Source organism: Sphingobacterium sp. NPDC055346, assembly GCF_053645235.1.
The window spans coordinates 1-25,694 of sequence record NZ_JBSHMI010000008.1 but is presented as its reverse complement, the minus strand read 5'-3'; the positions used below and the strand labels follow the sequence as shown (position 1 = coordinate 25,694).

Here is a 25,694-nt window from a genome sequence, read left to right as displayed (position 1 = left end):
AAAGGAAGAGCAATACGATGATTGTCTTCTAAGAAGGGAAGTGTACTAAAGTAACACTTGGATTAGTTATTCCAAGGCTTAGCCATCATTGCTGTATTTGAATAGTTCATGGTACAAAGTTATAAAAAATACTGTTCGTTAAAACGTTATGAATAAAAAAGTTCATTCAAAGTTTTTATTTGCTATTCTGGATCAAATGCTGTAAATCGGGGTCGTTCTTAATACGCTCCATTTCGCTTTCTACAATATGCACAATGTCTGCTTTGACCTGCCTGTAATTGGCTTCAATGACCTGCTTCATATTGTCGTTGCCGTTTTCATCGGCAAAAGATAATATCTGCGGTATCTTCTTATATGCTTTGGTCTCGGCAGAAACCTTTTCGTTATCCACGACAATTTCAGCATGAAATATTTTCTGCTCGATACGCTCATCAAAGTTATCTGAAACAGACCCTACGAACATTCCCTGTGTCAAGGTAGATATTTTGGAAGCCGGAATAAGGCTGTCCAATTGGGTGGATATAGAAGTAGATTTGTCATTACGGTTGATAGTCATGCTTTGCCTTTTCTGCAACACTTTTCCAAAGCGTTCACTTAGATTCTTAGCTGTTTCGCCCACTACCTGACCGGAAAAAATATTACCCACGGTATTTTGGATGACCTTGCTTTCTTTATCGCCGTAATCCCTTATCAATTGTGAATAGTCTTGAAAGCCCAAACATACCGCAACCTTATTGCTACGTGCCGTTGCGATAAGATTATCCAAACCCCGAAAATATATCGTAGGCAACTCGTCTATTATAACGGAACTCTTTAACTTATCTTTCTTATTGATGAGTTTTACAATCCTCGAATTGTACAACCCTAAAGCGGACGAATAGATATTTTGGCGGTCGGGATTATTGCCCACGCACAAGATTTTCGGCTCTTGGGGATTGTTGATGTCCAGTGAAAAATCATCACCCGTCATCACCCAATAAAGCTGTGGCGAAATCATCCGTGACAATGGAATTTTTGCCGATGCTATCTGCCCCTGCAATTGGTCTTGCGCTCCGCCCTGCCACGCATCCATGAAAGCCGACAGGTAATTTTCGAGTTCGGGATATGAGGTCAGTATCGTAAAAACGTCTGCATATTTTTTATTCAGCAATTCAATAGCATGGGGGAATGTACAATACTTTCCATCTTCATAGATTTTCAGATACCAAATGATTGAGGCAAGCAATATAATTGGGCTTTCCACGAAAAAATCCCCTTGCTTCAAAATCCACGACCTGTTAAGGTTAAGCATGATGGTATAAGAGGCTTCGTAGGCATCGGATATATCCGTCATAAAGGCAGGGCTTAGCGGATTGCATCGGTGGCTACGGCGTGGGTCGTCAAAATTGATAACATAAAATTTCGGCTTTACCTTATACTTATCGGAATGTTTCAGCAAATGGTTGTAGGCAATCGTGGAAAGGTCGTCAAACTTAAAATCGTAGATATACATCGCAAATCCCTTTTCGATATGTTGCTTGATGTAGTTGTTTACGATGGCGTAGGATTTTCCGGAGCCGGGAGTACCAAGCACAATCGAAGCCCGAAAAGGATTGACGATGTTAACCCATCCATTGTTCCATTTGCCTTTGTAAAAAAACTTCGTTGGGAGATTGACCGAGTATTCATTTTCTATCAGACGGGTTTCCTGTTGGAAACTCTCGTTTTCATTATTGAAAACATCGTCCATCAGATTGTTGCGGAGCAGTCGGCTCATCCATACCCCTGCCATGAGCAAGGCTATATAACCCAAACTCGTTGTAAGGATATAAAGCGATGTGGCAACCCCTGCCGACAACTTTAACAATGGCGTGTTCAGAAAGAACAGCACAAAACCGATAACTAAGGCGGTGTAAATCTTAGCCCATGTTATCTTTTCATTCTTTACGCCTTTAGTGCCGAGACAGCTTAACGCCAATAACAGCAAGGCAAAAATCTTGGTGTAAAGGGTGTGGGCAAATAGCCCTGCGGTACGGTTGAAATTGGTCAGTATCTTGCCGATAATTTCCAGTGTCCATCCACGTTCGGCAAAGAACCCGTAACAGAACCAATAAAAGTGCATCAGTACCAAAAGAATACTTACAGCACGCATAAAAGCCATGATTTTGGCTAATCCTCTCAAATCGTCTTCTCCTTGCATAACAAAAAATTTTAGTGATGCAGGAAATTTAGAGGCTATTTAAAAGGGCTTATCCAAAGCGGTGTCGGATGGCTTTTGGGGGCTTAGTTTGGCTGAGTATCGTAGAAGCAGAAAAGGTAAAACTCGCTATTGAGTATCAAGAGCAATTTTTTGTACCTTTGTTCCTAACAAAAACTAAAATATTTAATCCAATGAAGCTATAAGTAACTGTCCAAAAAAGAAATGATAGCTCATCACTTTTGCATAAGTGATGAAGAAATCTATTACAAACTTAAATTTATTACAATGACACAGTTACAAATGATTGATACAACCAAATCAATAGCTCAACAAGACGAAAATGTTTCCGCAGTTTTAATGTATGGTTCGTTTACCAAAAATGAGGGCGACCAATATTCTGACATCGAGTTTTATATTTTTCTGAAAAGCAAAGAAAATTTTTCTGCCGAAAAGTGGGTAAATCAGATTTATCCGACAGCGTTATATTTTACGAATGAATACGGAAGTGAAGTTGCCATTTTTGAGAACCTGATTAGAGGCGAATTTCATTTTTTAACAGTAAATGAGATTGACGTTATAAAATCGTGGGAGGGTTTTGTATCGTTCAGTGATTTTGACCAAATGAACTTAATTGACAAAAACGGTCTTTTGACTGAAACGCTTAATCAAATAAAAACAAAATTCCCCGACCGAACTACAAATGAAAACATTTTACTTTTAAGTAAATCATTACTAAATGTATTATTGACAACAAACAATTTGATTAAACGAGAGGAATACGCTCACGCTTACCAAAGTCTGTCGAACGTACAAAAGTATTTACTTTGGTTAATCCGAATAGCAACAAATCAAACCAATCATTGGGAAAGTCCGACAAAAAGTCTTGAAAAAGACATTGATAAAGATTGGTATTCAGCATTTAGATTGACAACATCTGATTTGGACGCCGACAATTTAAAAACAGCTTTCCAAAATTCATTGAACTTATCAAAAAAGCTGTTTGATGAATTAGGTGTTAAGACAGACCTAAAACGACTACTACATAGGATTGAATAAGCCGAAATTTTCTATTTCTTTATGTGGTTGGGAAATGTTTATTGCTTGTAATCTATTCTGACAAATGCGGTTAACCCATCCACTCTGTTAAACGTGGCATTCAAAGCTAAAACCATCAATGACCAGATGTTAATCCTGGTCTTTGATGGTCAAAAAAGCTATTGTTGTCTTCCATGCCTTTTGCGTTTCTTCTTTTTCTTCATACGGTTGGCAAATTCCTGTTCCTCGTAGTCTTCGCCCTGTGCCTCCGGCAGTAGCCCACCCAATCCGTCTATCCATAAATCATCGGTCGGCTGTTCTTTATTTAGGAAGTTAAAAAGTGCATGGGCTTCCTCTTTCTCTACGGTGTTGCACGTGATAGATGACTGATTTTGTGCGTTTGTTTTTTCAGCTTCTTGGGGTTGCCCAACCGCTTGCTCGTTCCACCAATCATTAAAGACATTCGCCGAAAGGTTTTTACCTAAAGCTGAACCGTTCCAAACGGTACGGCTTTCGTGGTCGATAAAAGTCATACCATATATACGCGCCTCATCGTTGCGCCGTACCACGGTATTGATACCCTGTTCCAATAACTGCTTTTTAAAATCGGCTTCATTAGTGACGGTGTGCATCGCTACTTCAATGGTGCTTTTGAGTACGGTTCTTGTGGGGTCGGCTTTCATTTTCTCCTTAGCCTTTGCGAATTGGTTTTGCAGTTCGTCCAGTCCTGCCTGTTTGCCAAAAAGGGATGCCTTAAAAGGATTGCTCGCTTTTTCTCCCTGTTCGTTCAGCGCAAGATAAACAAGACCGTTTTTAGGCTGTCCGTGCAGTTCCCCTTTGACTTCCTCCGCCGTAATATTGAAAAGCGATAGCAAAGCGTTGTACGCTCCGAGGCTTGCGTAACTGTAATACTTCGGCAAGTGTCGCACCACCGATGCGATTTGGCTCTTAACATCTCCGGCTCTGTAATCCACCGGACGGAATACCTGCTCGTTTCCGGTACGCTGTTTTTCCGTTGCAGGTATAAGGTTGTACATTTGTTCCAAATCCCGACAGATTGCCATCGAACGTGGATGGTCATAACTGTCCCGTAGCTTCTTGCCGTCCAAACCCACACAGACCGTTACGATATGAATATGGGTGCGTTCAATATCGGTATGCTTAAAAACGATATAAGGTTGGTTGCCATATCCCATGCGCTCCATGTACTCCTGCGCCATTTTTACGAACTGCCCATCGCTGACCCTATCCGCAGGATCGGGGTTCAGCGATATGTGGCGCACTGGCTTTTCCGTTCTGATATTTGCCAACAGATACGGCTCAAAACACTGGTGCAGGTAACTGGTCGAATAGGTATTATCCAATGTTTCGGGTATTCTGTTCAATAATAAAACCTGCCCGTTTTCACTGTCAATCTTCTTTTGGTTATAGGAGATAGCCCCGTATAAATTCTCGACCTTGCCAATCTTTGCTATCATTTGTATTTATATTAAAGTTCGATTCTCTTATTAGAAGATAGATTTTTGTAACTTGGTCTTCCTAACAATGAATGTCAAGAAAACAATGATTAGATTAATTACCATAGAAGATATGCAACGTGTTAATGAATTGTATTTTGCATTATTCAAATTAACTTCAGAAACAGAACCGTATTATCATAAGCCTACATATCAAAACGAAGATTTTTTGAAAAGCGTAGTTGACCAACATAATGGGTTTGTAGGCTACGTTTATGAAAAGGATGATTTAATTGTCGGATTTGTAATCGCACAATTACAAACCTCTCCACCTTATGAATGTTTTAAACAACTGAATGCCGTTTACTTAATGGATATTGTTGTCAATGAACATTACAGAGGACACGGTATCGGTGCTAAACTGATAAACAAAGTAAAAGACTGGGGTCTCCAAAATGAAGTAGACTATCTCGAATTATCGGTATTAGCTAAAAATGAAAAAGCATATCAACTGTATCTAAGAGAGGGATTTGTTCCTTATAATATCTCTATGCGAAGTAAACTTAAATAAATTCATCCTCTATCAGTTTCTGCAAATCATCCTATCTATGTTTTTGTAGGTGTTCTCTTTCAAATTCCTGTGTTAGCTCAATCACTTTCCGGCATAAATCCGCCATTTCTGCCGTCAGCTTTTCCAGTTTAAAGAGGTAAGCCGATGCCTTTTTCTCCGAGAAATTGCGGTAAAGTATCTTCACGATTTGGTTGTAATTCACGCCAACGGCTCTGAACTGGCTGTAAAAATTGGTAAGCCTCGTATGAAAATCGACTGCATCCATATCAATTTTTACGGTCTTTATTGGCTTCTGAAAGATACAAGCTGTGATGAAATGCGCCATTATTTTCATGCCCGATTGCTCGAACAATGTAAGGAACTGTGCGTTTTCCATGTCGTTGAGACTAATCGAATAACGGTGGATGGCAGGGTCTTTCTTAGGCTTGCGACCAACTTTGTTTGTTCGGTTTCTTCTGTTGTCTTCCATATCTAAATCCATTAATAACCGAGCTTCAGCGAGCTCAACTTTAGTTAATTACTATAAACTGCGACTTCGGAGCGGTTTTCAGCCCCCTGCAAGGGCAAGTGGTTTTGAGGTGCGGAATTTATTTCGAGCATCTCAAAACATAACTTGCTCTGTTCGGGTGAACAGAAAATCCGCCCTACGGGTCGGATTGGGTAAAGCGGAAAAAAACGGCTTTGTGCCGTTCCGCCAATAGTTTCCATTCTCCAATGACTTTTCCATTCACCTCTTGAATTTAAGCCTTTACAAAGTAAGGGTAGCTTTTCCAAAGCATTGCCCTATTACTCCCGACCAAACATTGCCAACAAATGCCCCAAACTACCGCATTAAAAGAGTGCATCGGAATAACCTGCTTCTTTGTGCTATCAGTCACGCAAGCCTGTTTGCAGGCATTCGCTCCCGATGGCAATGCTGAATGACGGAGCGCAGGATTGCAGGAAAGCCGGAACGCATGACGGCATTCCAAACGGCAGGCAGACCGGACGGCATGAACGCTATCCGGTAGCCATTCCATCGGGCAGGACGACAGGCAAGCCATCGGTCTTGCCTGTATGGAAGCCGGAATGACGGCACGGCTGACTGAATGGATGACGGCAAGCCGGACAGACGGCATTGTATCAAGACCGCCGGAGAGCGTGCAGGGATGACAGCCCCGTTCCATGCAGGACGGCAGGCAGTCCACGGAAATAGAAACTTAAAAATAGAATAGAAATGGAAGCAACAAACAGGACAAAATTCATTGCTTTTTCAAGCCAAAAAGGAGGCGTTGGAAAAAGCACGTTTACAACCGTTACGGCAAGCATACTCCATTACCAAATGGGTTATAACGTAGCCGTCTTTGACTGCGATTACCCACAGCACAGCATCTGTCAGATGCGAGAACGGGATTTGAAAGCGGTCATGCAGAACGAGATATTGAAAAAACTGGCACACCGCCAATTCTCGACCATCAACAAGAAAGCCTATCCGGTATTGCAAAGTAGGGCCGACAATGCCCTAACGGATGCGGAAGCATTTATACAGTCCTCGGCTGTTCCCGTGGATATGGTCTTCTTCGACTTGACGGGCACGGTGAACACTTTGGGCTTACTGAATACACTGGCAGGAATGCACCATATCTTTTCGCCCATCACGGCAGACCGTGTGGTTATGGAAAGTACATTGAGCTTTACCGATGTGCTGACCAACGTCCTTATGAAACACGGGCAGACCTCCATCGAAACCATAAGGCTGTTTTGGAACATGGTCGATGGCAGGGAAAAATCGCACCTGTACGAAATCTACGGCAATGTCATTAAGGAGGTCGGACTGCAAGCGATGGAAACACGTATTTCCGACAGCAAGCGTTTCCGCAAGGAAAGTGAAGCAACGGCAAAGACCGTCTTCCGCTCCACGCTGTTACCTCCCGATAAAAGATTGATGAAAGCCTCCGGCTTGGATTTGTTCATCAATGAATTTCTAAGAACCGTCAAATTTTAACTGCTATGGACAACGAAAACAAGAAAAAGCCGAATGCCCCGATTGACGAGGCATATCTCATGTCCATTATGGCAGGTGAAACAAAGAAGCCCCAACAGGCGGTAGCCCCCCAAGAGCCGAGCGCAGAGCCGACAAAGGAAACCATTACGGAAAAGCCCGTAACCAAAGAGCGTACCCGACAAAAAAGGGCTTCCGGCACAGGCTATGGTGAGCGTTTTCTCAACAGCCATACCATGACACGCCGTGGCGATAAGAGCATCTACATCCGGCAGGAATACCACGAACGGCTTTCCCGTATCGTGCAGGTTATCGGCGAGGATAAGATACCCCTATATGCCTATTTGGACAATATTCTCGAACATCATTTTGAACAGTTCGAGAAAGCCATCACCGATGATTTCAACAATAAGTTTAAACCCATTTTTTAAAATATTCGATTATGAAAAAGGAACAGCAAAACCAACCTAAAAAGGTACTGCAAATTGCCCGATATAAGTCAGCTTTTTTAAGACCGACCGGTGTTGTAGCACGGTGCGGAAAGTCGGTATATATCTGCCCGGACTTCCACAAGAAACTATCCCGTATCGTCTGTATTCTCGGAGAGGGAGATATTACGCTTACCGATTACCTGCACAGTGTATTGAAACACCACTTTGAGGATTTCGGCGAGGAAATAAATACAATCCATGCCCGAAACCAAAAGCCAATCTTATAGTTATGGAAACATTGATTGTAATATGCCTTATCATCGTCATTATCCTTTTGCTGAAAGATAAGGTGGTCATCCATAAGAACGTCCGCAAGGAGTTAAAGCCGGAAAAGGAAAGCCCCGACCTGCCGGATATTATGGGTCTTCCCAAGCCCGTGGAACGCCACACCTTGCCACTGAATGCCACAAAGAGCCAATCGGGCGAACGTGACGGGATAGCTGATAATTTTGGAACAGAAACCTACGGGATAGGTTTTGGATTGGAAAATCCGCAGATTGAGGGTGAGCCGGATGAAGTTTTCGGGAGTATGTCCGATTTTGAAAATGAGGAAGACGAATGGGATGAATACGGGTTTGAGGACAGCGACAATGAGTTTGCCACAGGGGTTACCTTTGATGAACTGACGACCGTGGGGGCATGGTTGGAGCAAGAGGCACCAGAGCCTGCCCTGCAACAGAAAGCGGTGGATATAGTTCAGCGATTACATGGAACGGAATTGTTCGGTCTGCTCGAAAACTCAATGGAGGGGGCTTCACGGAAGATTGCAGAATTGTTGGATAAGAGCCTCTCCGCCGGAACGGATTTCAGTTCTCCCGATTTGCGGAAAAGTGATTTGGAGGGTTTTGATATTGGGGAGTTTGTCTGACACAGAATTATTTTAATAGAGCCTGAAATTTAGCTTTTCAGGCTCTATTTATTTTTACATTCACTTTGCCAACTTCAATATCCTATACGCTCCCCTTGCTACAACGACAAATACAATCACTCCGATAATCAAATCAGGATAACTGGAATTAAGCCAATTGACCAAAAGGCCTGCGACAATAACGCCCGAATTAATAATAACATCGTTTGACGTAAAAATCATTGAAGCCTGCATGTGTGCTTCTTTACTTTTGTTCTTTTGCAATAGGTAAAGACAAAGCACGTTAGCTATCAGCGCCAAAATAGAAACAATAATCATTGTTTTGAAATCGGGCATCGTTTCTATTCCGATAAAACGTCTGATAACTTCAACGAAACCGATAACCGCTAATAGAATTTGAAAGTAACCTGCAAATTTGGCAATGTTGTTTTTCCTTAAAATCGTCCCCCCAACAGCAAACAAAGCCAATGCGTAAACAATACTGTCGGCAAGCATATCCAAGCTGTCTGCTACCAACCCCATTGAATTGGAAAAAATACCGAACAGCATTTCTAATCCAAAGAAAAGGAAGTTAATAATCAGTACAGCCCAAAGTAGTTTTCGTTGGTTATTGTGTGTATCTGTTTCAATAACTGCGTTATTTTCTTCGGTGGAAAGTAATGTTGTATTCAGGTTCAGTGCTTCCAAAGCCGAAAAAATCGGCTCTGGGTTTCCACTATGATAAACATTCAATTTTCTATTAGGAATATCAAAATCTAATGACTTTACCGTATCGAAATTTTGCAATTTCATACGAATTAATTGCTCTTCACTTGGGCAATCCATTTTAGTTATATTAAATATCGTTTTATTCATGTTTTTAAAGTCTAAATTTTATCCCTCCGTTAATTACAAATCCGTCCAATGGTGCATAGATGTCTTTAAAAACAGGGTTGGTTATCGTTCCTGTATAAATGTTGTCAAAACGTGTCTGTCTTGTATCAAGGAAATTTTCAAAGTTGATGTACAAAGAAAATCTTTCCCAAATCTTTTCAGCCATAAAGCCACACATCCAATACTCTTTTCCTGCTGTCCCGTCGTTCAGCTTTTGCGGACTGAAATAATAGGCTTCCAAACCAATCTTCCATTCGTCTTCTATTTCATACATCAATACAGAATTAACCCGATGTTTTGGGGTTAGCGGATTGTCGGTAGTTATTCCGTTTTCAATCAAGCGGGTATCGGTAAAGGTGTAGCCCAAAAACAGTTTCAAATCGTCATAGCCGATTTTGATATTAGTTTCTGTTCCTTTGGTATGGATGTAGCCGGAGGAGTTGATAAATTGATAAGTGTTTGCCGCTATATTTTGAAGTAACAAAGGATTATCCAAATAGGTGTAAAAGAATAAATGATTGATGCTAAAAGTCCAGTCATCACTAATATTAGTACGATAGTTGATGTCTGCATTTGCTCCGTAACTTCTTTCTAATTTATTGGTATTATCGTCAATAGGCATTACGTTTTGATATTGTATGCGTTCGCTTTCTTCGGTAAAAATGGTTGGTGTTTTGTAGCCAAATCCACCCCCGATACGTGAAGTCAATCCGTTTGCAATCTGAAACAATGCCGAAACTCTTGGTAAAAAAACTGCTCCGTAATCGACCACATAATCCGTTCTTAAACCCGCTTCCATTTGAAGCCAATCCGTAGCCTCAAAAGAATTTTGCACAAAAGCGCCAAAAGTCGTCTGGGTGTAATCCCTCATCGGAAATGTGGTCATCTGTTTTTCCTTAAAATTGTCCGTCCAAAGATTAACACCTGTCACCCATTCCGATTTTTCTTTGCTGTGGGTATAACTTGCTTCTGTAAAAGTCGCCGTTTGTGTTCCCTCAAACTCGTAATTGGGAATAGCTGTATTGCGGTTAAAATAACTTACGCTATTTTTTACTTGTATAAAACTGTTTTCATTTACCGTATGGTCAAAAACAAATTGAGTAGAATAACGCTGTGATTTGTTTTCTTCAAAATATTGATGTGTATTATCTCCTTTGCCTTTGATGTACAGCATATCGCCACCCAAACGGTTTTCAATGGTGGTGTTAATGCCAAAGTTCATTTTTGTTCTATCATTGAAGTAAACAAATAATTTAGGGTTCAGCACATACCTTTCAAATTGGGGGATGGCAGAAAGTCCGATTTTTGCAGGGTCGTAAGCTACGTTACGATTGTGTGAAGCAAATATGGTTGTTCCAATTTTATTGAATTTTTGTCCGTAAAAACCATTGATGTCTAAACCTCTACCTGATGTCCCATTTAAATGAAAACGCAAATCCCTCTCTTCTGTCGGTGTCTTGGAAATTAGATTGACCAAACCTGCTATTGCTCCACCACCGTACAGCGTGGAAGTTGAACCCTTAATAAGTTCAACTTGCTTTAAGTCAAGTGGTGGAATTTGCAACAAACCTAACCCACTCGAAGCACCCGAATAAATCGGAAAACCGTCTTTTAAGATTTGCGTATATCGTCCGTCAAGTCCTTGGATACGAATACTTGCATTGGCACTTGTGGGCGATGTCGTTTGCACATGAATACCTGTACTTTCACTCAAAAGCATACGGATGTCACCGGCTTTCATGTTGCCTTTTTCATCCAATTCCTCACCACCAATAAATTCAATACGTGTAGGGATATTTTGGATGGTTCTCGTGCTTCTTGTGGATGAAATGACAACTTCCTCCAATTGTTCGGAACTATCATCGAGTAGGATTTCAACAACACTGGTGTCCGTTAACGGAAATTGAAAATTATCGATGCGTTCATTAAAACCGATATAGCTAAAATGTATTGATTGCAGTCCGTTGGGAATATCTAATAAAGTGATTTGTCCGTTTTCATTAGATGTTGTTGCAATTGCAGTTCCTGTAATCTGTACGGTTACTCCCATTAAAGGCTCTTTTTTTTCGCTGTCTTTAATTACAGCTTTGAATGTGTTTTGTGCAAATGCACAAAAACCGAGTGCCATAAAAAATGACACAATTAATATTCTTTTCATTGAAAAAATAATGATTAAATGAATGATTGCGGTGCTAGGCACCGCAAGTAATAAACTGTGCTGAAAGCACTACATATTACACAAGCTGTGGGGGATGCCAAACAGAAAAGGGGAAGTCTGAAACAGGTGATGCTATTATTCTGCTTATTTTCATTTCAGGTTGCTTGACAACGTGTGGAATTGAAAAATGAAGTAAAGTTACTACAAACCCTGTACACGTTTTGCAAGTGAAAAAAGGCGAGCAACATTCTTTATCACAATCATCTTCATTCTGTTCTTGGTTGTCTGCTATCTGAAATGTTCGGTCATGGCATTTATCTTCCATAAAGCACGGTGCTGTTGATAAAATCAACACCATTAAAGCTAATATGAATGATAAATATTTCATTATGCGAAGATAGTAAAAACCTTTCCCTTTGTAAACATTATCCTGTAGATATAAACCTTTTTTCTTTATCTAAATCGCCATACCCTGCCAATTAATTCCGCTGATTTCCAGTTTCCCATAACGCTTCGATTTTCATAAGACTTTTGTTGCGAAAGCCCGCAAGGTGTGGGAATTAGTAACAAATTAATTCAGTTAAATCATGGAAAAACGAAGCAAAAAAGTGTCGCTGACAGGCGTTGCGTTACTGTCAGCATTCGGTGTGTTCGCACAGGGCGACGGCTCGGCAGGCATCCAAGAAGCCACGCAGATGGTAACGAGTTACTTCGACCCTGCAACTCAACTCATCTATGCGATTGGGGCGGTGGTTGGGCTAATCGGAGGTGTAAAGGTGTACAACAAATTTAGTAGCGGTGACCCCGATACAAGCAAGACGGCTGCGTCGTGGTTCGGGGCTTGTATCTTCTTAATCGTAGCGGCGACCATTCTCCGCTCATTCTTCCTTTAAACTGGCGTATTATGAGCAATTACAATATCAATAAAGGCATTGGGAGAACGGTCGAGTTCAAAGGACTGAAAGCACAGTACCTGTTCATTTTCGCCGGAGGCTTGCTCGGTGTGCTTGTCCTCGTCATGATTATGTACATGGCAGGTGTAAACTCTTACATCTGTCTGTTCATCGGAGCAGGCGGTGCATCGCTCATCGTGTGGCAGACATTCGCATTGAACGGCAAATACGGCGAACATGGCTTGATGAAAGTCGGGGCAAAGAAAAGACATCCGAAATACATCATCTGTCGCAGAGCTGTACACCGCTATTTGAAGTTCAACACTAAATCCAATACCCTATGAGAAATACTGCAAAAGTCACAACGTTGGAAAGCAAGTTTCCATTACTGGCGGTGGAACACAACTGCATCATTTCAAAGGATGCAGACATCACGGCTTGCTTTCGGGTACACCTGCCGGAACTGTTCACTGTGGCATCGGCGGAGTACGATGCCATACACTCGGCATGGCACAAGGCTATCAAGACCCTGCCGGACTATACCATTGTCCACAAACAGGATTGGTACATCAAGGAAAGTTATGCGCCGGATATTGCACAGAACGACCAGAGTTTTCTTGCAAAGTCCTATCAACAGCATTTCAACGAACGTCCTTTTTTAAACCATTACTGCTACCTGTTCCTCACCAAGACAACCAAAGAGCGGATGCGGATGCAGAGCAACTTTAGTTCGCTTTGCAGAGGTGTCCTCATCCCGAAAGAAATTCGGGATAAAGAAACCGTCCGCCGTTTCATGGAGACGGTTGCACAGTTTGAGCGGATTATCAATGATAGCGGTTTTGTGAAACTGGAACGCTTGACCGAGGATGACATCATCGGCACAAGCGACACACAGGGTCTGCTCGAACAGTACCTTACCCTGTCGAGGGAAGCCGGAACGCCCATGCAGGATATAGCTTTGGGCAGTGAAGATGTGCGTATCGGCAACAAAAGGCTGTGCCTGCACACCCTGTCCGATACGGACGATTTGCCGGGCACGGTATCGGCAAATACAAGGTATGAAAAGCTGTCCACGGACAGGAGCGATTGCCTGTTGTCCTTTGCCTCTCCCGTGGGCTTGCTCCTTAGCTGTAACCATATCTATAACCAGTACCTGTTTTTGGATAACAGCGATGAGAACCTGCGCAAGTTTGAAAAGTCAGCCCGTAATATGCACTCACTGGCAAGGTATAGCCGTGCCAATCAGATTAACAAAGAGTGGATTGAAAGGTATCTGAACGAAGCGCACAGCTTCGGGCTATCCTCCATCCGTGCGCACTTCAATGTGATGGCGTGGTCGGATAATCCAAGCGAACTCAAACAGCTAAAGAACGACACGGGCAGTGCGCTCGCTTTGATGGAATGCAGACCGGGGCATAACACGGTGGATGTTGCCACGCTGTATTGGGCAGGCATGCCTGGCAATGCAGGCGATTTTCCGGCAGAGGAAAGTTTCTATACGTTCATCGAACCTGCATTATGTTTCTTCACCGAGGAAACCAACTACCAAAGTTCGCCATCGCCTTTCGGTATAAAAATGGCGGACAGGCTCACGGGCAAACCCATCCACTTGGACATTTCCGACCTGCCCATGAAAAAAGGCATTATCACGAACCGCAACAAATTTATTTTGGGGCCATCGGGTTCGGGCAAGTCTTTTTTCACCAATCACATGGTGCGCCAATACTACGAACAGGGCGCACACGTCCTGCTCGTGGACACAGGTAATTCCTATCAAGGACTTTGCGAGTTGATTAAGGGAAAGACCAAAGGTGAAGATGGTGTGTATTTTACCTACACAGAGGACAACCCGATTGCATTCAACCCGTTTTATACGGATGACGGCGTATTCGACATTGAGAAAAGGGAAAGTGTCAAAACGCTCATCCTTACACTTTGGAAGCGTGACGATGAACCGCCGACCCGTTCAGAGGAAGTGGCGTTATCCAATGCCGTGAGCGGTTACATCGACCGTATCAAGCAAAGCGGTGAATATCCCTCTTTCAATGGATTTTATGAGTATGTAAAAGGTGATTACAAAAAAGTACTGAAAGAAAAACAGGTAAGGGAAAAAGACTTTGACGTTGCAGGTTTCCTCAACGTATTAGAGCCTTACTATCGTGGTGGCGAGTACGATTACCTGCTCAATTCAGACAAGCAACTTGACCTGCTTTCCAAACGCTTTATCGTGTTTGAAATTGATGCGATTAAAGACCACAAAATCCTCTTTCCCATAGTGACCATTATCATTATGGAGGTCTTCATCAACAAGATGCGCAGGCTCAAAGGTGTGCGTAAACTGATACTCATTGAGGAAGCATGGAAAGCCATTGCCAAAGAGGGAATGGCAGAGTACATCAAGTACCTTTTTAAGACCGTTCGCAAATTTTTTGGTGAGGCTATCGTGGTCACGCAGGAAGTGGATGACATCATCCAGTCACCCGTGGTCAAGGAAAGTATCATCAACAATTCCGACTGTAAAATCCTCTTAGACCAACGCAAGTACATGAATAAGTTTGACGACATCCAAGCGATGCTCGGACTGACGGAAAAGGAAAAATCCCAAATCCTTTCCATCAACATGAACAACGACCCGTCAAGGCTTTACAAAGAGGTGTGGATTGGGCTTGGCGGTACGCATTCCGCCGTGTATGCCACAGAGGTATCGCTCGAAGAATACTTAGCGTACACCACGGAGGAAACGGAAAAAATGGAGGTCATGCAACTGGCATCCGAACTGGACGGCAATGTAGAACAAGCCATTAAGCGTATCGCCCTCCAAAGACGTGAAAAATCAAATAGTTATTAATCATTTAAAAAAATCAGAACAATGAAGAAAGTAATGTTACTGGTGTCTACGGCATTTATGCTTGCCGTTGCACCGTCCGCTAAGGCACAATGGGTAGTTACCGACCCTGCAAACCTTGCATCGGGTATCATCAACAGTGCGAATGAAATCATACAGACCTCATCCACCGTGTCCAACGTGGTTAAGAATTTCAATGAGGTAAAAAAGGTGTATGAGCAAGGCAAGGAATATTACGACAAACTGAAAGCCGTGAGCAACTTGGTGAAAGATGCCCGAAAAGTACAACAAACGGTGTTGCTTGTGGGGGATGTGTCCGAAATGTATGTAAACAATTTCGGCAAGATGATGAACGACCCGAATTTCAGCCCACAGGAACTGACGGCAATCGCCAACGGTTATTCCACGCTCTTGAACGAGAGTACCGAACTGCTCAAAGAACTGAAACAGATTGTTACCTCAACCTCGCTATCCCTCAATGACAAGGAACGTATGGACATTATTGATAAGGTGTATAAAGAGGTCAAGGATTACCATAGCCTTGTCCGCTATTACACCAACAAGAATATCTCCGTGAGCATTTTGAGGGCTAAGAAACAGAACAACACCCAAAGGGTGCTTGAACTGTACGGTACTGCTGAACAAAAATACTGGTAAACTATGGAATGGAACAATCTTCACGAACTCCTGCGCTCGCTGTACGATGAGATGCTCCCACTGTCCGCCGATATGGCGACAGTGGCAAAGGGCATCGCCGGATTGGGCGCACTGTTCTACGTAGCACTGAAAGTGTGGCAGGCTTTGAGCCGTGCTGAACCGATAGACGTGTTTCCGCTCCTGCGACCTTTCGCCATCGGGTTTTGCATTATGTTCTTCCCGACCATCGTATTGGGAACTATCAATGCAGTAATGTCACCTGTGGTAAAAGGCACACATGCCATGCTCGAAAATCAGGTGCTTGACCTCAACCAATTGCAACAGCAAAAAGATCAGTTGGAACGGCAAGCCATGCTCCGCAATCCCGAAACCGCTTACCTCGTAAGCGATGAGGAATTTGATAAGAAACTGGACGAATTGGGATGGTCGCCGTCCGATTTGGCTACCATGTCGGGAATGTACCTTGACCGACAAGCCTATAAGATAGAAAAAGCCATAAAGGAATGGTTTCGCAACCTTTTGGAGATACTTTTCCAAGCATCGGCACTGGTCATAGATACCATACGGACGTTCTTTCTTATCGTGCTGTCCATACTCGGGCCGATAGCCTTTGCGATAAGTGTGTGGGATGGTTTCCAGTCCACACTTACGCAATGGCTGACCCGATATATCAGCGTGTACCTATGGTTGCCCATATCCGATATGTTCAGCTCCATACTTGCGAAAATACAATCGCTTATACTGGAACGGGATATTGAAATGCTTGCCGACCCTACATATATCCCCGACACATCCAACACGGTGTATATCATCTTCATGCTGATTGGGATTGTGGGCTACTTCACCATCCCAACGGTGGCAGGTTGGGTTATCCAAGCCGGAGGCGCAGGGAACTTCATGCGCAACGTCAATCAGACGGCATCGAAAACCGGAAACATCGCCGGAGCGGGAACGGGGGCAGTTGCAGGTAACATCGGTGGCAGGTTAATGAACAAATAATAAAAATCAGAAACAATGGAATTTAAGACACTAAGAAACATAGAAAACAGCTTTAGGCAAATACGTCTGTATGCCATTGTATTTGCCGTACTCTGCATCGCAGTGGTAGGATATGCGGTATGGCAGTCCTACCAGTTTGCGGAGGCGCAACGCCAAAAAGTATATGTACTGGACAACGGTAAATCCTTGATGCTGGCACTGTCACAGGATGCAAGCATCAACAGACCTGTTGAGGCAAGGGAACACGTAAGGCGTTTCCATGAACTGTTCTTTACGCTCGCACCGGATAAGAACGCCATCGAAAGCAACATGAAAAGAGCTTTTAATCTTGCTGACAAATCGGCGTTCGATTATTACAAAGACCTTTCGGAAAAAGGGTACTACAACCGTATCATTTCGGGGAATGTGCAACAGCGTATCGAAGTGGACAGCGTGGTCTGCAACTTCGATACCTATCCGTATGCGGTAAGAACGTATGCCAAACAATTTATCATCCGGTCAAGCAACGTCACAAGGCGAAGCCTTGTGACCTCTTGCTATCTCGTGAACTCCGTCCGCTCGGACAACAACCCACAGGGTTTCAATATCGAAAAGTTTGCCGTGTTGGAAAACAGAGACGTAGAAGTTATAGACCGCTAAAATCAAGATTATGGAAGCAATATCAGATTTGAACACGTTTGCCAAAATCCTTACCGCAAAAGGATATGACGGCTATTTCCATACGCAGGGAGCGTATGCCGGAAAGTTGAAAGACAGTATAAGTGAATACCTCGAAAACTGCCGAAATGGTACGGAGGGCGCACCAAAGTCACAGTTATTATTGACGGGCTTTCTACAATGGGCAGGCGAAGACAAGCCGTATGTAGAATGCTGTATGTGGGTGAAGTACCTAAACGGCAAATTCTTCCTCAATAAAATGGAAGTTGCAAGAAAAGACCAATTCGGGCAATTACTGAAACAATCGGAATTGACCGACCTGTCCGTGGTTACCGTTCCCAAAGCAAGGGAGGCAATCGCTATGGTGAGCGATGCACCGGAGCAAAAGACGGTTGACAGGCGGAAGCGGTTCAGCCTTTAAAACGGATTAAGGCATGAAAAATCTAAGAACAACAATCAGTAATTGGCTTGACAAGCTCGATGGACAGTGGCGGACGATGCCTGTTAAAAAACAGCATCGCTATACGCTACTGCTCTTTTTGGGCTATGCGCTATTGTCCTTTGTCGTGCTGTTAAAAGTGTGCTACGATGTAGCACAGTCCGATAATACCATGACCATTGAGCATATCGAAAACCCAATTAACAGGCAAAACAAATCCTCGGTTTCTCCGCAGGACAGTATTAACAAAATCTTAAAACGTAAAAACAATGAAAGAGAACAATAATGACAAAATCCGTTTTCTGTTCGGAAAAAAGGAAACGGAAAACGAAATGGATGCGACCCAAGAAGGGGCGCAGAACAAAGCCGACAAGCTAAAAAAGCCTATCATTTTTGCTCTTATGGGCGTGGTGTTCTTCGGCTGTATGTATTTAATCTTCAAACCATATTCCGATAAGCAAAAGGTTGAGGATATTGGTCTGAACGATGTCGTACCGCAGGCGAGCGATGCCGGGCTTCAATCCGATAAGCAAAAGGCTTATGAACAGGAAATGCTCGAACAGAAAATGGAGGAAAAGCGTAATGCGCTCCTGTCACTGTCCGACTATTGGAGCGAGGACAGTACCGCCGATCCGGAAGCGGAGCTACCGGATGAGGATTACGAAGACGGCTACGCTTACGGCGGTGGTACACGTAGGAACAGCAACCCTGCCCTGAACAGTTACCGCAATGCACAAAGTACGCTGACCTCGTTCTACGACAACAGCGATTACGAAATGCAGGAACTCCGCAGGCAGGTTGAGGAACTGAAAGAACAACTGGCAGAAAAGGACGTACCGCCCGTAACGACCGTGGATGACCAGTTGGCTTTGATGGAAAAGTCATACGAAATGGCATCCCGTTACCTGCCCTCAACTCCAACACAGACAGGTAATGCGGACACAACAGCTTCGGCAAAGAGTGCCTCGCAAAAGGAACATTTTGTGGCATTCACCCCTGTAAGGAAAAATACGGTTTCCGCATTGTATCGTGAACCGACCGACAGTGCTTTTTTGGCAAACTGGAACGAAACCCGAAACCGTGGCTTTTATACGGCAGATGTTTCGGAACAGGTCATACAGCCGAAAAACAGTATCAAGGCGGTAGTACAGAAAACGCAGGTCGTGATGGGCGAAAGCGGTGTACGGTTGCGCCTGTTGGAAACAGCGCAAACTCCCGTCCGTTCCATTCCGGCAGGAACGGTACTGACGGCAAATGCCAAGTTTCAAGGTGGCAGGTTGCAGTTAAAGGTAACGTCCATCGAATATGAGGGCAACATTATTCCGGTCGATATAACCGTGTATGATGTGGACGGACAGCAAGGGCTATATGTACCATATTCTCCCGAAATGAACGCCCTTAGCGAGATAGCTTCCAACATGAGCCAAACCTCCGGTACTTCTATCATGATGACACGCTCGGCAGGGCAACAGATGGCAGGCGACCTTTCCCGTGGTGTGGTGCAGGGCGTATCGGGTTACTTCTCCAAGAAAGTAAGGACACCGAAAGTAACGGTCAAAGCCGGTCATCAGATTTTCCTCGTTTCAAAAAATTAATGTTTAACTAAAATCAAAAAGAAAATGAAAGCAATATTTAAAAGCCTCATGGCAATGGTCTGTTTGATAGCCTTTATTACAGGTGCAAATGCACAGCAAGTGGCATCCAGTACAACAAAATTGAGCATGGGTAAGGTCGAGCCTTACGAAATGCAGGTGACGTACAGCAAGACCTCGCACCTCATATTCCCGTCCGCTATCCGCTACGTGGATTTGGGCAGTGAATACCTTATCGCAGGCAAAGCCGAAGATGCGGAAAACGTACTGCGTATTAAGGCAAGCGTAAGGGATTTTGACGAGGAAACCAATTTTTCGGTCATCACGGACGATGGTCGGTTTTACAATTTCAATGTCTTTTACAGTGCTTATCCCTCAACGCTGAATTATGATTTGCTGACGATGCAAAAGGCATCGGACAGGGAAAACGGCAACGATGTGCTGTTTGAGGAATTGGGAGGCAATTCGCCGTCACTGGCAGGGTTGCTCATGGAAACGATTTACAAAAAGAATAAACGGATTGTAAAGCATATCGGGTCGAAAAGCTACGGCATACAATTCCTGCTGAAAGGTATTTATGTTCACAACGGAAAATTCTATTTCCATACGGAACTGCGTAACAAAAGCAATGTACCGTTCAACATTGACTTTGTGAATTTCAAGGTAGTGGACAAAAAAGTCGCCAAGCGTACCGTGGTGCAGGAAAAGGCAATGAACCCGTTGCGGATGTATAAAACGCTCGGTGAAATTACGGGTAACAGCACCGACCAAAACGTGTTCCTGCTTGACCAGTTTACCATCACGGATGACAAGGTACTCGTGATTGAAATCTTTGAAAAGAACGGTGGCAGGCAACAGGTGTTGCAGGTGGAAAACTCCGACCTCGTACACGCCAAACTGATAAGCGATATGCACCTAAAGATTAATTAACCCAAAAGGAAAGAACAATGATAAGATACATTTTTGCCGTGGTGCTTGCCATGCTAAGTATGACGGCAGTACAGGCACAGCGTATGCTCCCCAAACAAAAGGGATTGGAGATAAACGCAGGTATGTTGTCCAAAGATATAAGCGACAATTACTATCTGAATTTGACATTGACCGTGAACGGAAAGAACGGCAGTTACTGGATATGGGGTGCGGAATATGCCTATCAGCTTTCCGGTTACAGGGATGTACAGATACCGCTCGAAACCTATACGGGCGAGGTGGGTTACAGTCTTCAGCTATTGGGCGATGCAAGAAAGACCATCACGCTGAATGCAGGGCTAACAGCCGTTGCAGGTTATGAAACGATTAACCGGAGCGAAGCCATGCTACCGGACGGCTCGACCATCCTCGACAGAGACAATTTTGTTTACGGCACAGGCGGACGGCTCACGCTCGAAACGTACCTGTCCGACCGCTTTGTGTTGCTCCTGCAAGGACGTACCAAAGTGCTTTGGGGTACGGATTTAAAACAGTTCCGTCCATCGGCAGGGATTGGACTAAGGTTTAACTTTTAAATTGATTTACGATGAAAATATCAATCAGAAAATACCGCCTACATTTACAGGCGATGTTCATGCTCTTGGCAATGTTGGTCTGCGCCGTGGTGCTGACCTCCTGCGAAAAAGACGAAATCGACATACAACAAAATTACCCTTTTGAGGTACAGGTAATGCCTGTACCCAAAGAGGTGACGAACGGGCAGACCGTTGAAATACGGATTACCATTGAACGGTCGGCCAATTTCAGCGATGCGAAATACTTTATCCGCTATTTCCAGTTTGACGGACAGGGAGCATTGCGGTATTACAGCGAACCGCCGTATATGCCCAATGACCTGTACCTCTTGCCACAGACACAATTTAGGTTGTATTACACCTCGCAATCCACCGTATCACAGGCGTTTGATATTTGGATTTCGGACAATTTCGGAAACGAAAAGCAAGTCAGTTTCCAGTTTAACAGCCGTGATTAAAGACAGAAAAATCCTGCCCGATGTGGCGGGATTTTTTAGTAGACTTAAAATGTAGTGTACTTTGCTCTTAAAGGACACGATTATAATATTGTGTATAATAAATCGCTTCGTTATCTTTGCTAATAGAAAATATTAAAATACTTAAAGTGTTTTTGCTTTAAGTCTCGATACTGAAAACTGGTAATTTTTAAGACAACGAGACAATAAGTAGGAATACTCACGCCATAGGCGTGGGTGCTCGCTTATTCGTTGTCAGGCATACCAGTGCCCCAGTATCGGTAAGTGTAGTTGCCTGCGCTTTTTTTATTGCAGGTCGCTACTTTTAAAACAGATATTATGAATACTGGAAAAGACAACAAAAACAATGTCTATGTAGCGGTCATAGATGACAATCCAAAGCTTCGGGATATGTCTGTAAAGCAACTTGAAAATTCGGGATATACGGTATTGTTCCAATCGGGTTACGGGCAGGATGCCCTACAAAAAATAAAAGAGGGTGGCAAGTTGCCGGATGTCTGTCTCATAGAGGAAGACTTTGCTACTGCTAAACTTTTGCTCGAAAAGTACCCCGATTTAAAAGTTCTAATTTCCAGTACGGACGATAACGAGGAAAGTGTAACGAGTATGCTAAAGGCAGGTGTTTCGGGCTATATACTGAAATTCGCTGACCCCGATGGAATGCTAACCGCCGTTAAAGCATTGAGTGAAAATAAAAAATATTTCAGCATGGGGATTAGGGGGGTAGCAATGGAATACTTTAAAAGTCAATCATAAACGTAGGTTTCTTTGCTACTTTCTTTTTCGTCTCAACTCACGAAAGAAAGTAGTCTGTTTCAAGCACAGCTCTTTTGAAAAATGCAATGGAGGAAACTGCGGGATGCGAGCATTTGACCAAGGGGGTGTTCCACTTTTCGCAAAAAAGACTGTTCCGACCTGGGGAGGATCTGTCTTTTTTGCCCGAACAGATTTTAATAAAAATGGGAACGGCGCACCGTTCCCTAAAATTCACGAATTACAAAATACATGACCACCATCGCTCCAATAATCACCACAAAACAGGTCACGGGCAAAAGCTTCATAATCGAAGTACCTTTTTGCAAATTCGGGTAAGTCCATTTGCTCAACCTGTTCATAGGCAAAATCTTCCTCGTCCTTGTATTCGCCTATATAGTCATCGTCAAAGTCGCTTATTAGGTCGCTTATATCCCCCTCGGATAGCTTACGGTGTCCGTTGTCGCACCATATTAGGAATGCTTCTTTTCGGGTTTCGTCCATATCTTCCAAAGCCTCCAAAACTTCAAATATGTTATCACTTATCCAACACTCACCGATTAAGCCCTTAGGTATGTTTTCGTAGTCTTGAAACATAAATTCGGGGTCTTCCTCGTTATCGTGTAGCTTCTTGCAAGCGGTGTAAAATTCCTCGCTGTTCGCATAATCGGAAAGGTCAAGCCATTTCCCGAAGATTGAACCGTCATTGTATTTTCTGTATGTGCCGACATATACCCTTGCTTCCGATGTGTTTATTTGTTGTATCATTTCTTTACCGTTTTAAATTGTTTTTGATTTATTCGGCAATGAGAGGTGGTGCTGTTGTTTTGTTTCAATACCATTTCCAATGCTTTTAATTCTCATGTCTGACATTTTTTTTATTCGTGTAAAGAGCCGGAGTATGCTGTGTTTCGTTTCGGGAGCAGTTTAGGTTAGTGTTTAGGAGGCACAAGGTTTTGGAAAACAAATACTACCCAACGGGTGGAGATTTTTTTTCAAACTTGCATGACCTTTTGCCTCCGTTAAGAACACGTCCAACCTTTGCTCCATGAAACGTGAACAACAGGCATACTCGCTTTTTACATTAAAACCAATTGTGGAAGTAAGGAGGATAGTGTGTGGAAAATGGTTCAGAAAGAATTTAATATCTGTTAGTACGGCTACAGGTGATTGAAGTTTGGAGTGGAACAGCCCAACCTGTGGAACGACATCTTCAATTTCCTATTCCCAATCATAGCCCTAAGCTCTTTTGCGGTCAGTAGTGAAGCGAATGCCGTAAATGTGCTTTGGCTATTGTAATGCCACGCGCCAATCTAAGCCAAGTAATCCAGTAAGAAGACATATTCTAATGCTCGTTCCATCAACTCGATAAGTTTGTTTATGCGGATTAATCTGCACGGTTAGCAGGCAAAAATGAGTTGAGATGGAGAAAGAAAAAACGAACGATTTAACTCCCGAAAGAGTTGTGCAAATCTTGAAAAAGAAAGGAACAGAGGTCGATTTAGAGGAAGCAAAAACCATCTTGGAGTTTGTCAAGAAGATAGCTGACATTGCAGTTAACCAATATCTAAGAGGAAAACTTTAATCTAATGAACAAAGAAAACTGTTGTGATGAGAAAGGCAGATTTATACATACGTGTATCGACAGACGAGCAAGCGGACAAGGGATATTCGCAACGTGACCAAGAAGACCGATTAAGAAAATATTGTGAGATAAAAGGCATTCCGGTAAGGGATGTTTACATAGAAGACCATTCGGCAAAATCTTTCAAACGTCCGGAATGGCAGAAATACTTATCCAACCTACGCAAAACAAAGAACAATAAAGCGGGGTCGATAATACTATTTACCAAATGGGATAGGTTTAGTAGAAACGCAGGGGATGCCTACCAAATGATTAACCAGTTACGTACACATGGCGTTGAACCTGTGGCAATCGAACAGCCCTTAGACCTTACCATTCCCGAAAATAAAATCATGCTTGCGTTCTATCTTGCTTCACCCGAAGTGGAAAACGACAGGCGTGCGTTAAATGTTTTTCACGGAATGCGCAGGGCGAAAAAAGAAGGGCGGTATATGGGAACAGCGCCTTTGGGGTATGTCAATAAGATAACAGAGGGCAAAAAGAAATTCATTGCACCCCATGAATTTGAAGCTCCGCTTTTAAAGTGGGCGTTTGAACAAATCGTTTCCAATAACTTCAATACGGAACAGATATGGAAAATGGTTCGGGAGAAAGCCGATGGAAAAGGTCGGTTCAGCAAAAATAACTTTTGGGTAGCCGTCCGAAACCCCTTGTACTGTGGCAAAATATTCATTCCTCCCTACAAAGAGGAAAAGGGATATTTTGTCAAAGGGCAACACGAGCCATTAATCAGCGAAAAGACGTTTGCCGATGTCCAGGATATTCTCGATGGGAGAAAAAGGGAAGTAAAGCCTAAAGTTGTAGCTATGGAGAACCTACCGCTTCGAGGCTTTCTCAAATGCCCTAAATGCACACGTATGCTGACTGGAAGTGCTTCAAAAGGAAAGATGGGCAACTACTATAACTATTATCATTGTACTTCCTCATGCGGTGTACGGTTTAGGGCAGAACCTGCAAATGAAGCTTTTCTTAAACAGTTACAGTATATGTCGCCAAAAGAAGGTATGGTCGATGTCTTTATTGAAGCTTTTATAAAAGACTTCAATAACAAAACCAAAGCCCAAAACACGGAAAGGACAAATATCATAAGCGAGATTGATGCGTTGAACAAACGCTATCAAAACGCACTTTTAAAGAATGCCGATGGAGAAATGGCAGATGACGATTTCCAAGAAGTAAAGAGATTGACCAAAGGCAAGATTGAAGTTTTCGAAAGAAGATTAAACGACTTGGCGGTTGTGGGAACAGAGATTAAAGACTTAGTGGCTTCCACCTTAAAAAAGGTCGCAAACATTGATAGACGCTATGAAAACGGCGATATTGAAGAAAAAAGGCTTATAGTGAGTTCGATGTTCCCCGAATTTTTGGAATTTGACGGAACACGACATCGAACTCCAAGGCTAAATTCTGCAATTGCTCTTATTTATCAGAATAACAGCAAGTTACAAGGCAAAAAAAATGGGACAAGTCTATCTTTTCTAGACTTGTCCCAAGAAGTGATCCCGCTGGGATTCGAACCCAGGACCCATACATTAAAAGTGTATTGCTCTACCAGCTGAGCTACGGAATCGTTGTTCTTTTATCGAGAACCCTTCGTTGTTTGAAGTGATGCAAAGGTAG

Annotated in this window: 26 protein-coding genes, 1 tRNA gene and 1 pseudogene; 21 read left to right on the top strand and 7 right to left on the bottom strand. The window is 43.1% G+C overall.

The window, feature by feature from the left end; translation table 11 throughout:
- Positions 1-175: 175 nt before the first annotated feature.
- Positions 176-2,179: a conjugal transfer protein MobC gene (gene mobC / locus ACWICE_RS15830; protein WP_149914633.1), complete on the bottom strand. Its 2,004-nt coding sequence runs from the start codon at positions 2,177-2,179 to the stop codon at positions 176-178.
- Between the two features lie 285 nt (positions 2,180-2,464).
- On the opposite strand from mobC, the gene ACWICE_RS15825 reads away from it, so the two are divergent.
- Entirely contained in the window at positions 2,465-3,235 is a 771-nt protein-coding gene (locus tag ACWICE_RS15825; protein WP_149914634.1) for an aminoglycoside 6-adenylyltransferase, read from the top strand.
- Between the two features lie 158 nt (positions 3,236-3,393).
- Here the strand turns inward: ACWICE_RS15825 and mobB are convergent, their stop codons facing one another.
- The gene (mobB, locus tag ACWICE_RS15820) at positions 3,394-4,692 is read right to left on the bottom strand and encodes a conjugal transfer protein MobB (RefSeq protein WP_454298752.1); all 1,299 of its coding nucleotides are present in this window, start codon (positions 4,690-4,692) and stop codon (positions 3,394-3,396) included.
- 85 nt (positions 4,693-4,777) lie between these two features.
- Here mobB and ACWICE_RS15815 point away from each other — a divergent pair, with 85 nt between their 5' ends.
- The gene (locus ACWICE_RS15815; protein ID WP_454298751.1) at positions 4,778-5,242 is read left to right on the top strand and encodes an N-acetyltransferase family protein; all 465 of its coding nucleotides are present in this window, start codon (positions 4,778-4,780) and stop codon (positions 5,240-5,242) included.
- A 31-nt stretch (positions 5,243-5,273) separates the two neighbouring features.
- On the opposite strand, the gene mobA is transcribed toward ACWICE_RS15815, so the two are convergent.
- A complete protein-coding gene (mobA, locus tag ACWICE_RS15810; protein WP_454298750.1) occupies positions 5,274-5,711 on the bottom strand; it encodes a conjugal transfer protein MobA in 438 nt (145 codons plus the stop codon).
- Between the two features lie 747 nt (positions 5,712-6,458).
- On the opposite strand from mobA, the gene ACWICE_RS15805 reads away from it, so the two are divergent.
- The 4 genes from ACWICE_RS15805 to ACWICE_RS15790 are packed head-to-tail and all read left to right on the top strand — an operon-like array spanning position 6,459 to position 8,582.
- Entirely contained in the window at positions 6,459-7,226 is a 768-nt protein-coding gene (locus tag ACWICE_RS15805; protein ID WP_313190631.1) for a ParA family protein, read from the top strand.
- Positions 7,227-7,231: 5 nt separating this feature from the next.
- The gene (locus ACWICE_RS15800) at positions 7,232-7,654 is read left to right on the top strand and encodes a DUF3408 domain-containing protein (RefSeq protein WP_099372164.1); all 423 of its coding nucleotides are present in this window, start codon (positions 7,232-7,234) and stop codon (positions 7,652-7,654) included.
- Positions 7,655-7,665: 11 nt separating this feature from the next.
- Positions 7,666-7,941 carry a DUF3408 domain-containing protein gene (locus tag ACWICE_RS15795; RefSeq protein ID WP_293885560.1) on the top strand — a complete coding sequence of 92 codons (276 nt, stop codon included), beginning with the start codon at positions 7,666-7,668 and terminating at the stop codon, positions 7,939-7,941.
- 2 nt (positions 7,942-7,943) lie between these two features.
- Complete coding sequence (locus tag ACWICE_RS15790) at positions 7,944-8,582, top strand: conjugal transfer protein TraD (RefSeq protein ID WP_099372166.1); 639 nt, start codon at positions 7,944-7,946, stop codon at positions 8,580-8,582.
- A 60-nt stretch (positions 8,583-8,642) separates the two neighbouring features.
- On the opposite strand, the gene ACWICE_RS15785 is transcribed toward ACWICE_RS15790, so the two are convergent.
- Positions 8,643-9,437, bottom strand: coding sequence for a cation transporter (locus ACWICE_RS15785; protein ID WP_099372167.1), 795 nt, complete (start codon positions 9,435-9,437; stop codon positions 8,643-8,645).
- A 4-nt stretch (positions 9,438-9,441) separates the two neighbouring features.
- A complete protein-coding gene (locus ACWICE_RS15780; protein ID WP_454298749.1) occupies positions 9,442-11,613 on the bottom strand; it encodes a TonB-dependent receptor in 2,172 nt (723 codons plus the stop codon).
- A 587-nt stretch (positions 11,614-12,200) separates the two neighbouring features.
- Here ACWICE_RS15780 and ACWICE_RS15775 point away from each other — a divergent pair.
- The 13 genes from ACWICE_RS15775 to ACWICE_RS15715 all read left to right on the top strand — a co-directional run bounded on the left by ACWICE_RS15775 (position 12,201) and on the right by ACWICE_RS15715 (position 22,432).
- On the top strand, positions 12,201-12,506 hold the full coding sequence (locus tag ACWICE_RS15775) for a DUF4134 domain-containing protein (protein ID WP_099372170.1): 306 nt from the start codon (positions 12,201-12,203) through the stop codon (positions 12,504-12,506).
- A gap of 11 nt (positions 12,507-12,517) precedes the next feature.
- Positions 12,518-12,850, top strand: a complete 333-nt coding sequence (locus tag ACWICE_RS15770) for a DUF4133 domain-containing protein (protein ID WP_099372171.1) — start codon at positions 12,518-12,520, stop codon at positions 12,848-12,850.
- Positions 12,847-15,354: a TraG family conjugative transposon ATPase gene (locus tag ACWICE_RS15765; protein ID WP_454298748.1), complete on the top strand. Its 2,508-nt coding sequence runs from the start codon at positions 12,847-12,849 to the stop codon at positions 15,352-15,354. The genes ACWICE_RS15770 and ACWICE_RS15765 overlap by 4 nt, the downstream gene beginning before the upstream one ends.
- A 21-nt stretch (positions 15,355-15,375) precedes the next feature.
- A complete protein-coding gene (locus ACWICE_RS15760; protein ID WP_293885569.1) occupies positions 15,376-16,008 on the top strand; it encodes a DUF4141 domain-containing protein in 633 nt (210 codons plus the stop codon).
- A 3-nt stretch (positions 16,009-16,011) separates the two neighbouring features.
- On the top strand, positions 16,012-17,007 hold the full coding sequence (gene traJ / locus ACWICE_RS15755; RefSeq protein ID WP_293885571.1) for a conjugative transposon protein TraJ: 996 nt from the start codon (positions 16,012-16,014) through the stop codon (positions 17,005-17,007).
- Between the two features lie 15 nt (positions 17,008-17,022).
- Positions 17,023-17,646 carry a conjugative transposon protein TraK gene (gene traK / locus ACWICE_RS15750; protein WP_099372175.1) on the top strand — a complete coding sequence of 208 codons (624 nt, stop codon included), beginning with the start codon at positions 17,023-17,025 and terminating at the stop codon, positions 17,644-17,646.
- Between the two features lie 10 nt (positions 17,647-17,656).
- Positions 17,657-18,085, top strand: coding sequence for a hypothetical protein (locus ACWICE_RS15745; protein WP_099372176.1), 429 nt, complete (start codon positions 17,657-17,659; stop codon positions 18,083-18,085).
- Between the two features lie 13 nt (positions 18,086-18,098).
- Entirely contained in the window at positions 18,099-18,389 is a 291-nt protein-coding gene (locus tag ACWICE_RS15740) for a nitrogen regulatory IIA protein (RefSeq protein ID WP_099372177.1), read from the top strand.
- Positions 18,373-19,698, top strand: a complete 1,326-nt coding sequence (gene traM / locus ACWICE_RS15735; protein WP_099372178.1) for a conjugative transposon protein TraM — start codon at positions 18,373-18,375, stop codon at positions 19,696-19,698. Before ACWICE_RS15740 ends, traM begins: the two co-directional genes overlap by 17 nt.
- Positions 19,699-19,722: 24 nt before the next feature.
- The gene (traN, locus tag ACWICE_RS15730) at positions 19,723-20,625 is read left to right on the top strand and encodes a conjugative transposon protein TraN (RefSeq protein WP_099372179.1); all 903 of its coding nucleotides are present in this window, start codon (positions 19,723-19,725) and stop codon (positions 20,623-20,625) included.
- Between the two features lie 17 nt (positions 20,626-20,642).
- A complete protein-coding gene (locus tag ACWICE_RS15725; protein WP_293885579.1) occupies positions 20,643-21,200 on the top strand; it encodes a conjugal transfer protein TraO in 558 nt (185 codons plus the stop codon).
- 53 nt (positions 21,201-21,253) lie between these two features.
- Complete coding sequence (locus ACWICE_RS15720; RefSeq protein WP_373604707.1) at positions 21,254-21,658, top strand: DUF3872 domain-containing protein; 405 nt, start codon at positions 21,254-21,256, stop codon at positions 21,656-21,658.
- 336 nt (positions 21,659-21,994) lie between these two features.
- Positions 21,995-22,432, top strand: a complete 438-nt coding sequence (locus tag ACWICE_RS15715) for a response regulator (protein ID WP_118196667.1) — start codon at positions 21,995-21,997, stop codon at positions 22,430-22,432.
- Between the two features lie 231 nt (positions 22,433-22,663).
- Here the strand turns inward: ACWICE_RS15715 and ACWICE_RS15710 are convergent, their stop codons facing one another.
- On the bottom strand, positions 22,664-23,197 hold the full coding sequence (locus tag ACWICE_RS15710) for an antirestriction protein ArdA (RefSeq protein ID WP_099372183.1): 534 nt from the start codon (positions 23,195-23,197) through the stop codon (positions 22,664-22,666).
- 655 nt (positions 23,198-23,852) lie between these two features.
- On the opposite strand from ACWICE_RS15710, the gene ACWICE_RS15705 reads away from it, so the two are divergent.
- Both ACWICE_RS15705 and ACWICE_RS15700 read left to right on the top strand, forming a co-directional pair.
- Entirely contained in the window at positions 23,853-24,014 is a 162-nt protein-coding gene (locus ACWICE_RS15705; protein WP_165438746.1) for a hypothetical protein, read from the top strand.
- A 26-nt stretch (positions 24,015-24,040) separates the two neighbouring features.
- Positions 24,041-24,838, top strand: a pseudogene (locus tag ACWICE_RS15700) (recombinase family protein); the annotation flags it as partial.
- A 733-nt stretch (positions 24,839-25,571) separates the two neighbouring features.
- On the opposite strand, the gene ACWICE_RS15695 reads toward ACWICE_RS15700, so the two are convergent.
- Positions 25,572-25,644, bottom strand: a tRNA-Lys gene (locus ACWICE_RS15695).
- Positions 25,645-25,694 lie beyond the last annotated feature (50 nt).

Bases quoted from the DNA above. Each gene is read 5' to 3' on its own strand.
- mobC (WP_149914633.1), bottom strand. From the start codon at position 2,179: ATGCAAGGAGAAGACGATTTGAGAGGATTAGCCAAAATCATGGCTTTT.
- ACWICE_RS15825 (WP_149914634.1), top strand. From the start codon at position 2,465: ATGACACAGTTACAAATGATTGATACAACCAAATCAATAGCTCAACAA.
- mobB (WP_454298752.1), bottom strand. From the start codon at position 4,692: ATGATAGCAAAGATTGGCAAGGTCGAGAATTTATACGGGGCTATCTCC.
- ACWICE_RS15815 (WP_454298751.1), top strand. From the start codon at position 4,778: ATGATTAGATTAATTACCATAGAAGATATGCAACGTGTTAATGAATTG.
- mobA (WP_454298750.1), bottom strand. From the start codon at position 5,711: ATGGAAGACAACAGAAGAAACCGAACAAACAAAGTTGGTCGCAAGCCT.
- ACWICE_RS15805 (WP_313190631.1), top strand. From the start codon at position 6,459: ATGGAAGCAACAAACAGGACAAAATTCATTGCTTTTTCAAGCCAAAAA.
- ACWICE_RS15800 (WP_099372164.1), top strand. From the start codon at position 7,232: ATGGACAACGAAAACAAGAAAAAGCCGAATGCCCCGATTGACGAGGCA.
- ACWICE_RS15795 (WP_293885560.1), top strand. From the start codon at position 7,666: ATGAAAAAGGAACAGCAAAACCAACCTAAAAAGGTACTGCAAATTGCC.
- ACWICE_RS15790 (WP_099372166.1), top strand. From the start codon at position 7,944: ATGGAAACATTGATTGTAATATGCCTTATCATCGTCATTATCCTTTTG.
- ACWICE_RS15785 (WP_099372167.1), bottom strand. From the start codon at position 9,437: ATGAATAAAACGATATTTAATATAACTAAAATGGATTGCCCAAGTGAA.
- ACWICE_RS15780 (WP_454298749.1), bottom strand. From the start codon at position 11,613: ATGAAAAGAATATTAATTGTGTCATTTTTTATGGCACTCGGTTTTTGT.
- ACWICE_RS15775 (WP_099372170.1), top strand. From the start codon at position 12,201: ATGGAAAAACGAAGCAAAAAAGTGTCGCTGACAGGCGTTGCGTTACTG.
- ACWICE_RS15770 (WP_099372171.1), top strand. From the start codon at position 12,518: ATGAGCAATTACAATATCAATAAAGGCATTGGGAGAACGGTCGAGTTC.
- ACWICE_RS15765 (WP_454298748.1), top strand. From the start codon at position 12,847: ATGAGAAATACTGCAAAAGTCACAACGTTGGAAAGCAAGTTTCCATTA.
- ACWICE_RS15760 (WP_293885569.1), top strand. From the start codon at position 15,376: ATGAAGAAAGTAATGTTACTGGTGTCTACGGCATTTATGCTTGCCGTT.
- traJ (WP_293885571.1), top strand. From the start codon at position 16,012: ATGGAATGGAACAATCTTCACGAACTCCTGCGCTCGCTGTACGATGAG.
- traK (WP_099372175.1), top strand. From the start codon at position 17,023: ATGGAATTTAAGACACTAAGAAACATAGAAAACAGCTTTAGGCAAATA.
- ACWICE_RS15745 (WP_099372176.1), top strand. From the start codon at position 17,657: ATGGAAGCAATATCAGATTTGAACACGTTTGCCAAAATCCTTACCGCA.
- ACWICE_RS15740 (WP_099372177.1), top strand. From the start codon at position 18,099: ATGAAAAATCTAAGAACAACAATCAGTAATTGGCTTGACAAGCTCGAT.
- traM (WP_099372178.1), top strand. From the start codon at position 18,373: ATGAAAGAGAACAATAATGACAAAATCCGTTTTCTGTTCGGAAAAAAG.
- traN (WP_099372179.1), top strand. From the start codon at position 19,723: ATGAAAGCAATATTTAAAAGCCTCATGGCAATGGTCTGTTTGATAGCC.
- ACWICE_RS15725 (WP_293885579.1), top strand. From the start codon at position 20,643: ATGATAAGATACATTTTTGCCGTGGTGCTTGCCATGCTAAGTATGACG.
- ACWICE_RS15720 (WP_373604707.1), top strand. From the start codon at position 21,254: ATGTTCATGCTCTTGGCAATGTTGGTCTGCGCCGTGGTGCTGACCTCC.
- ACWICE_RS15715 (WP_118196667.1), top strand. From the start codon at position 21,995: ATGAATACTGGAAAAGACAACAAAAACAATGTCTATGTAGCGGTCATA.
- ACWICE_RS15710 (WP_099372183.1), bottom strand. From the start codon at position 23,197: ATGATACAACAAATAAACACATCGGAAGCAAGGGTATATGTCGGCACA.
- ACWICE_RS15705 (WP_165438746.1), top strand. From the start codon at position 23,853: ATGGAGAAAGAAAAAACGAACGATTTAACTCCCGAAAGAGTTGTGCAA.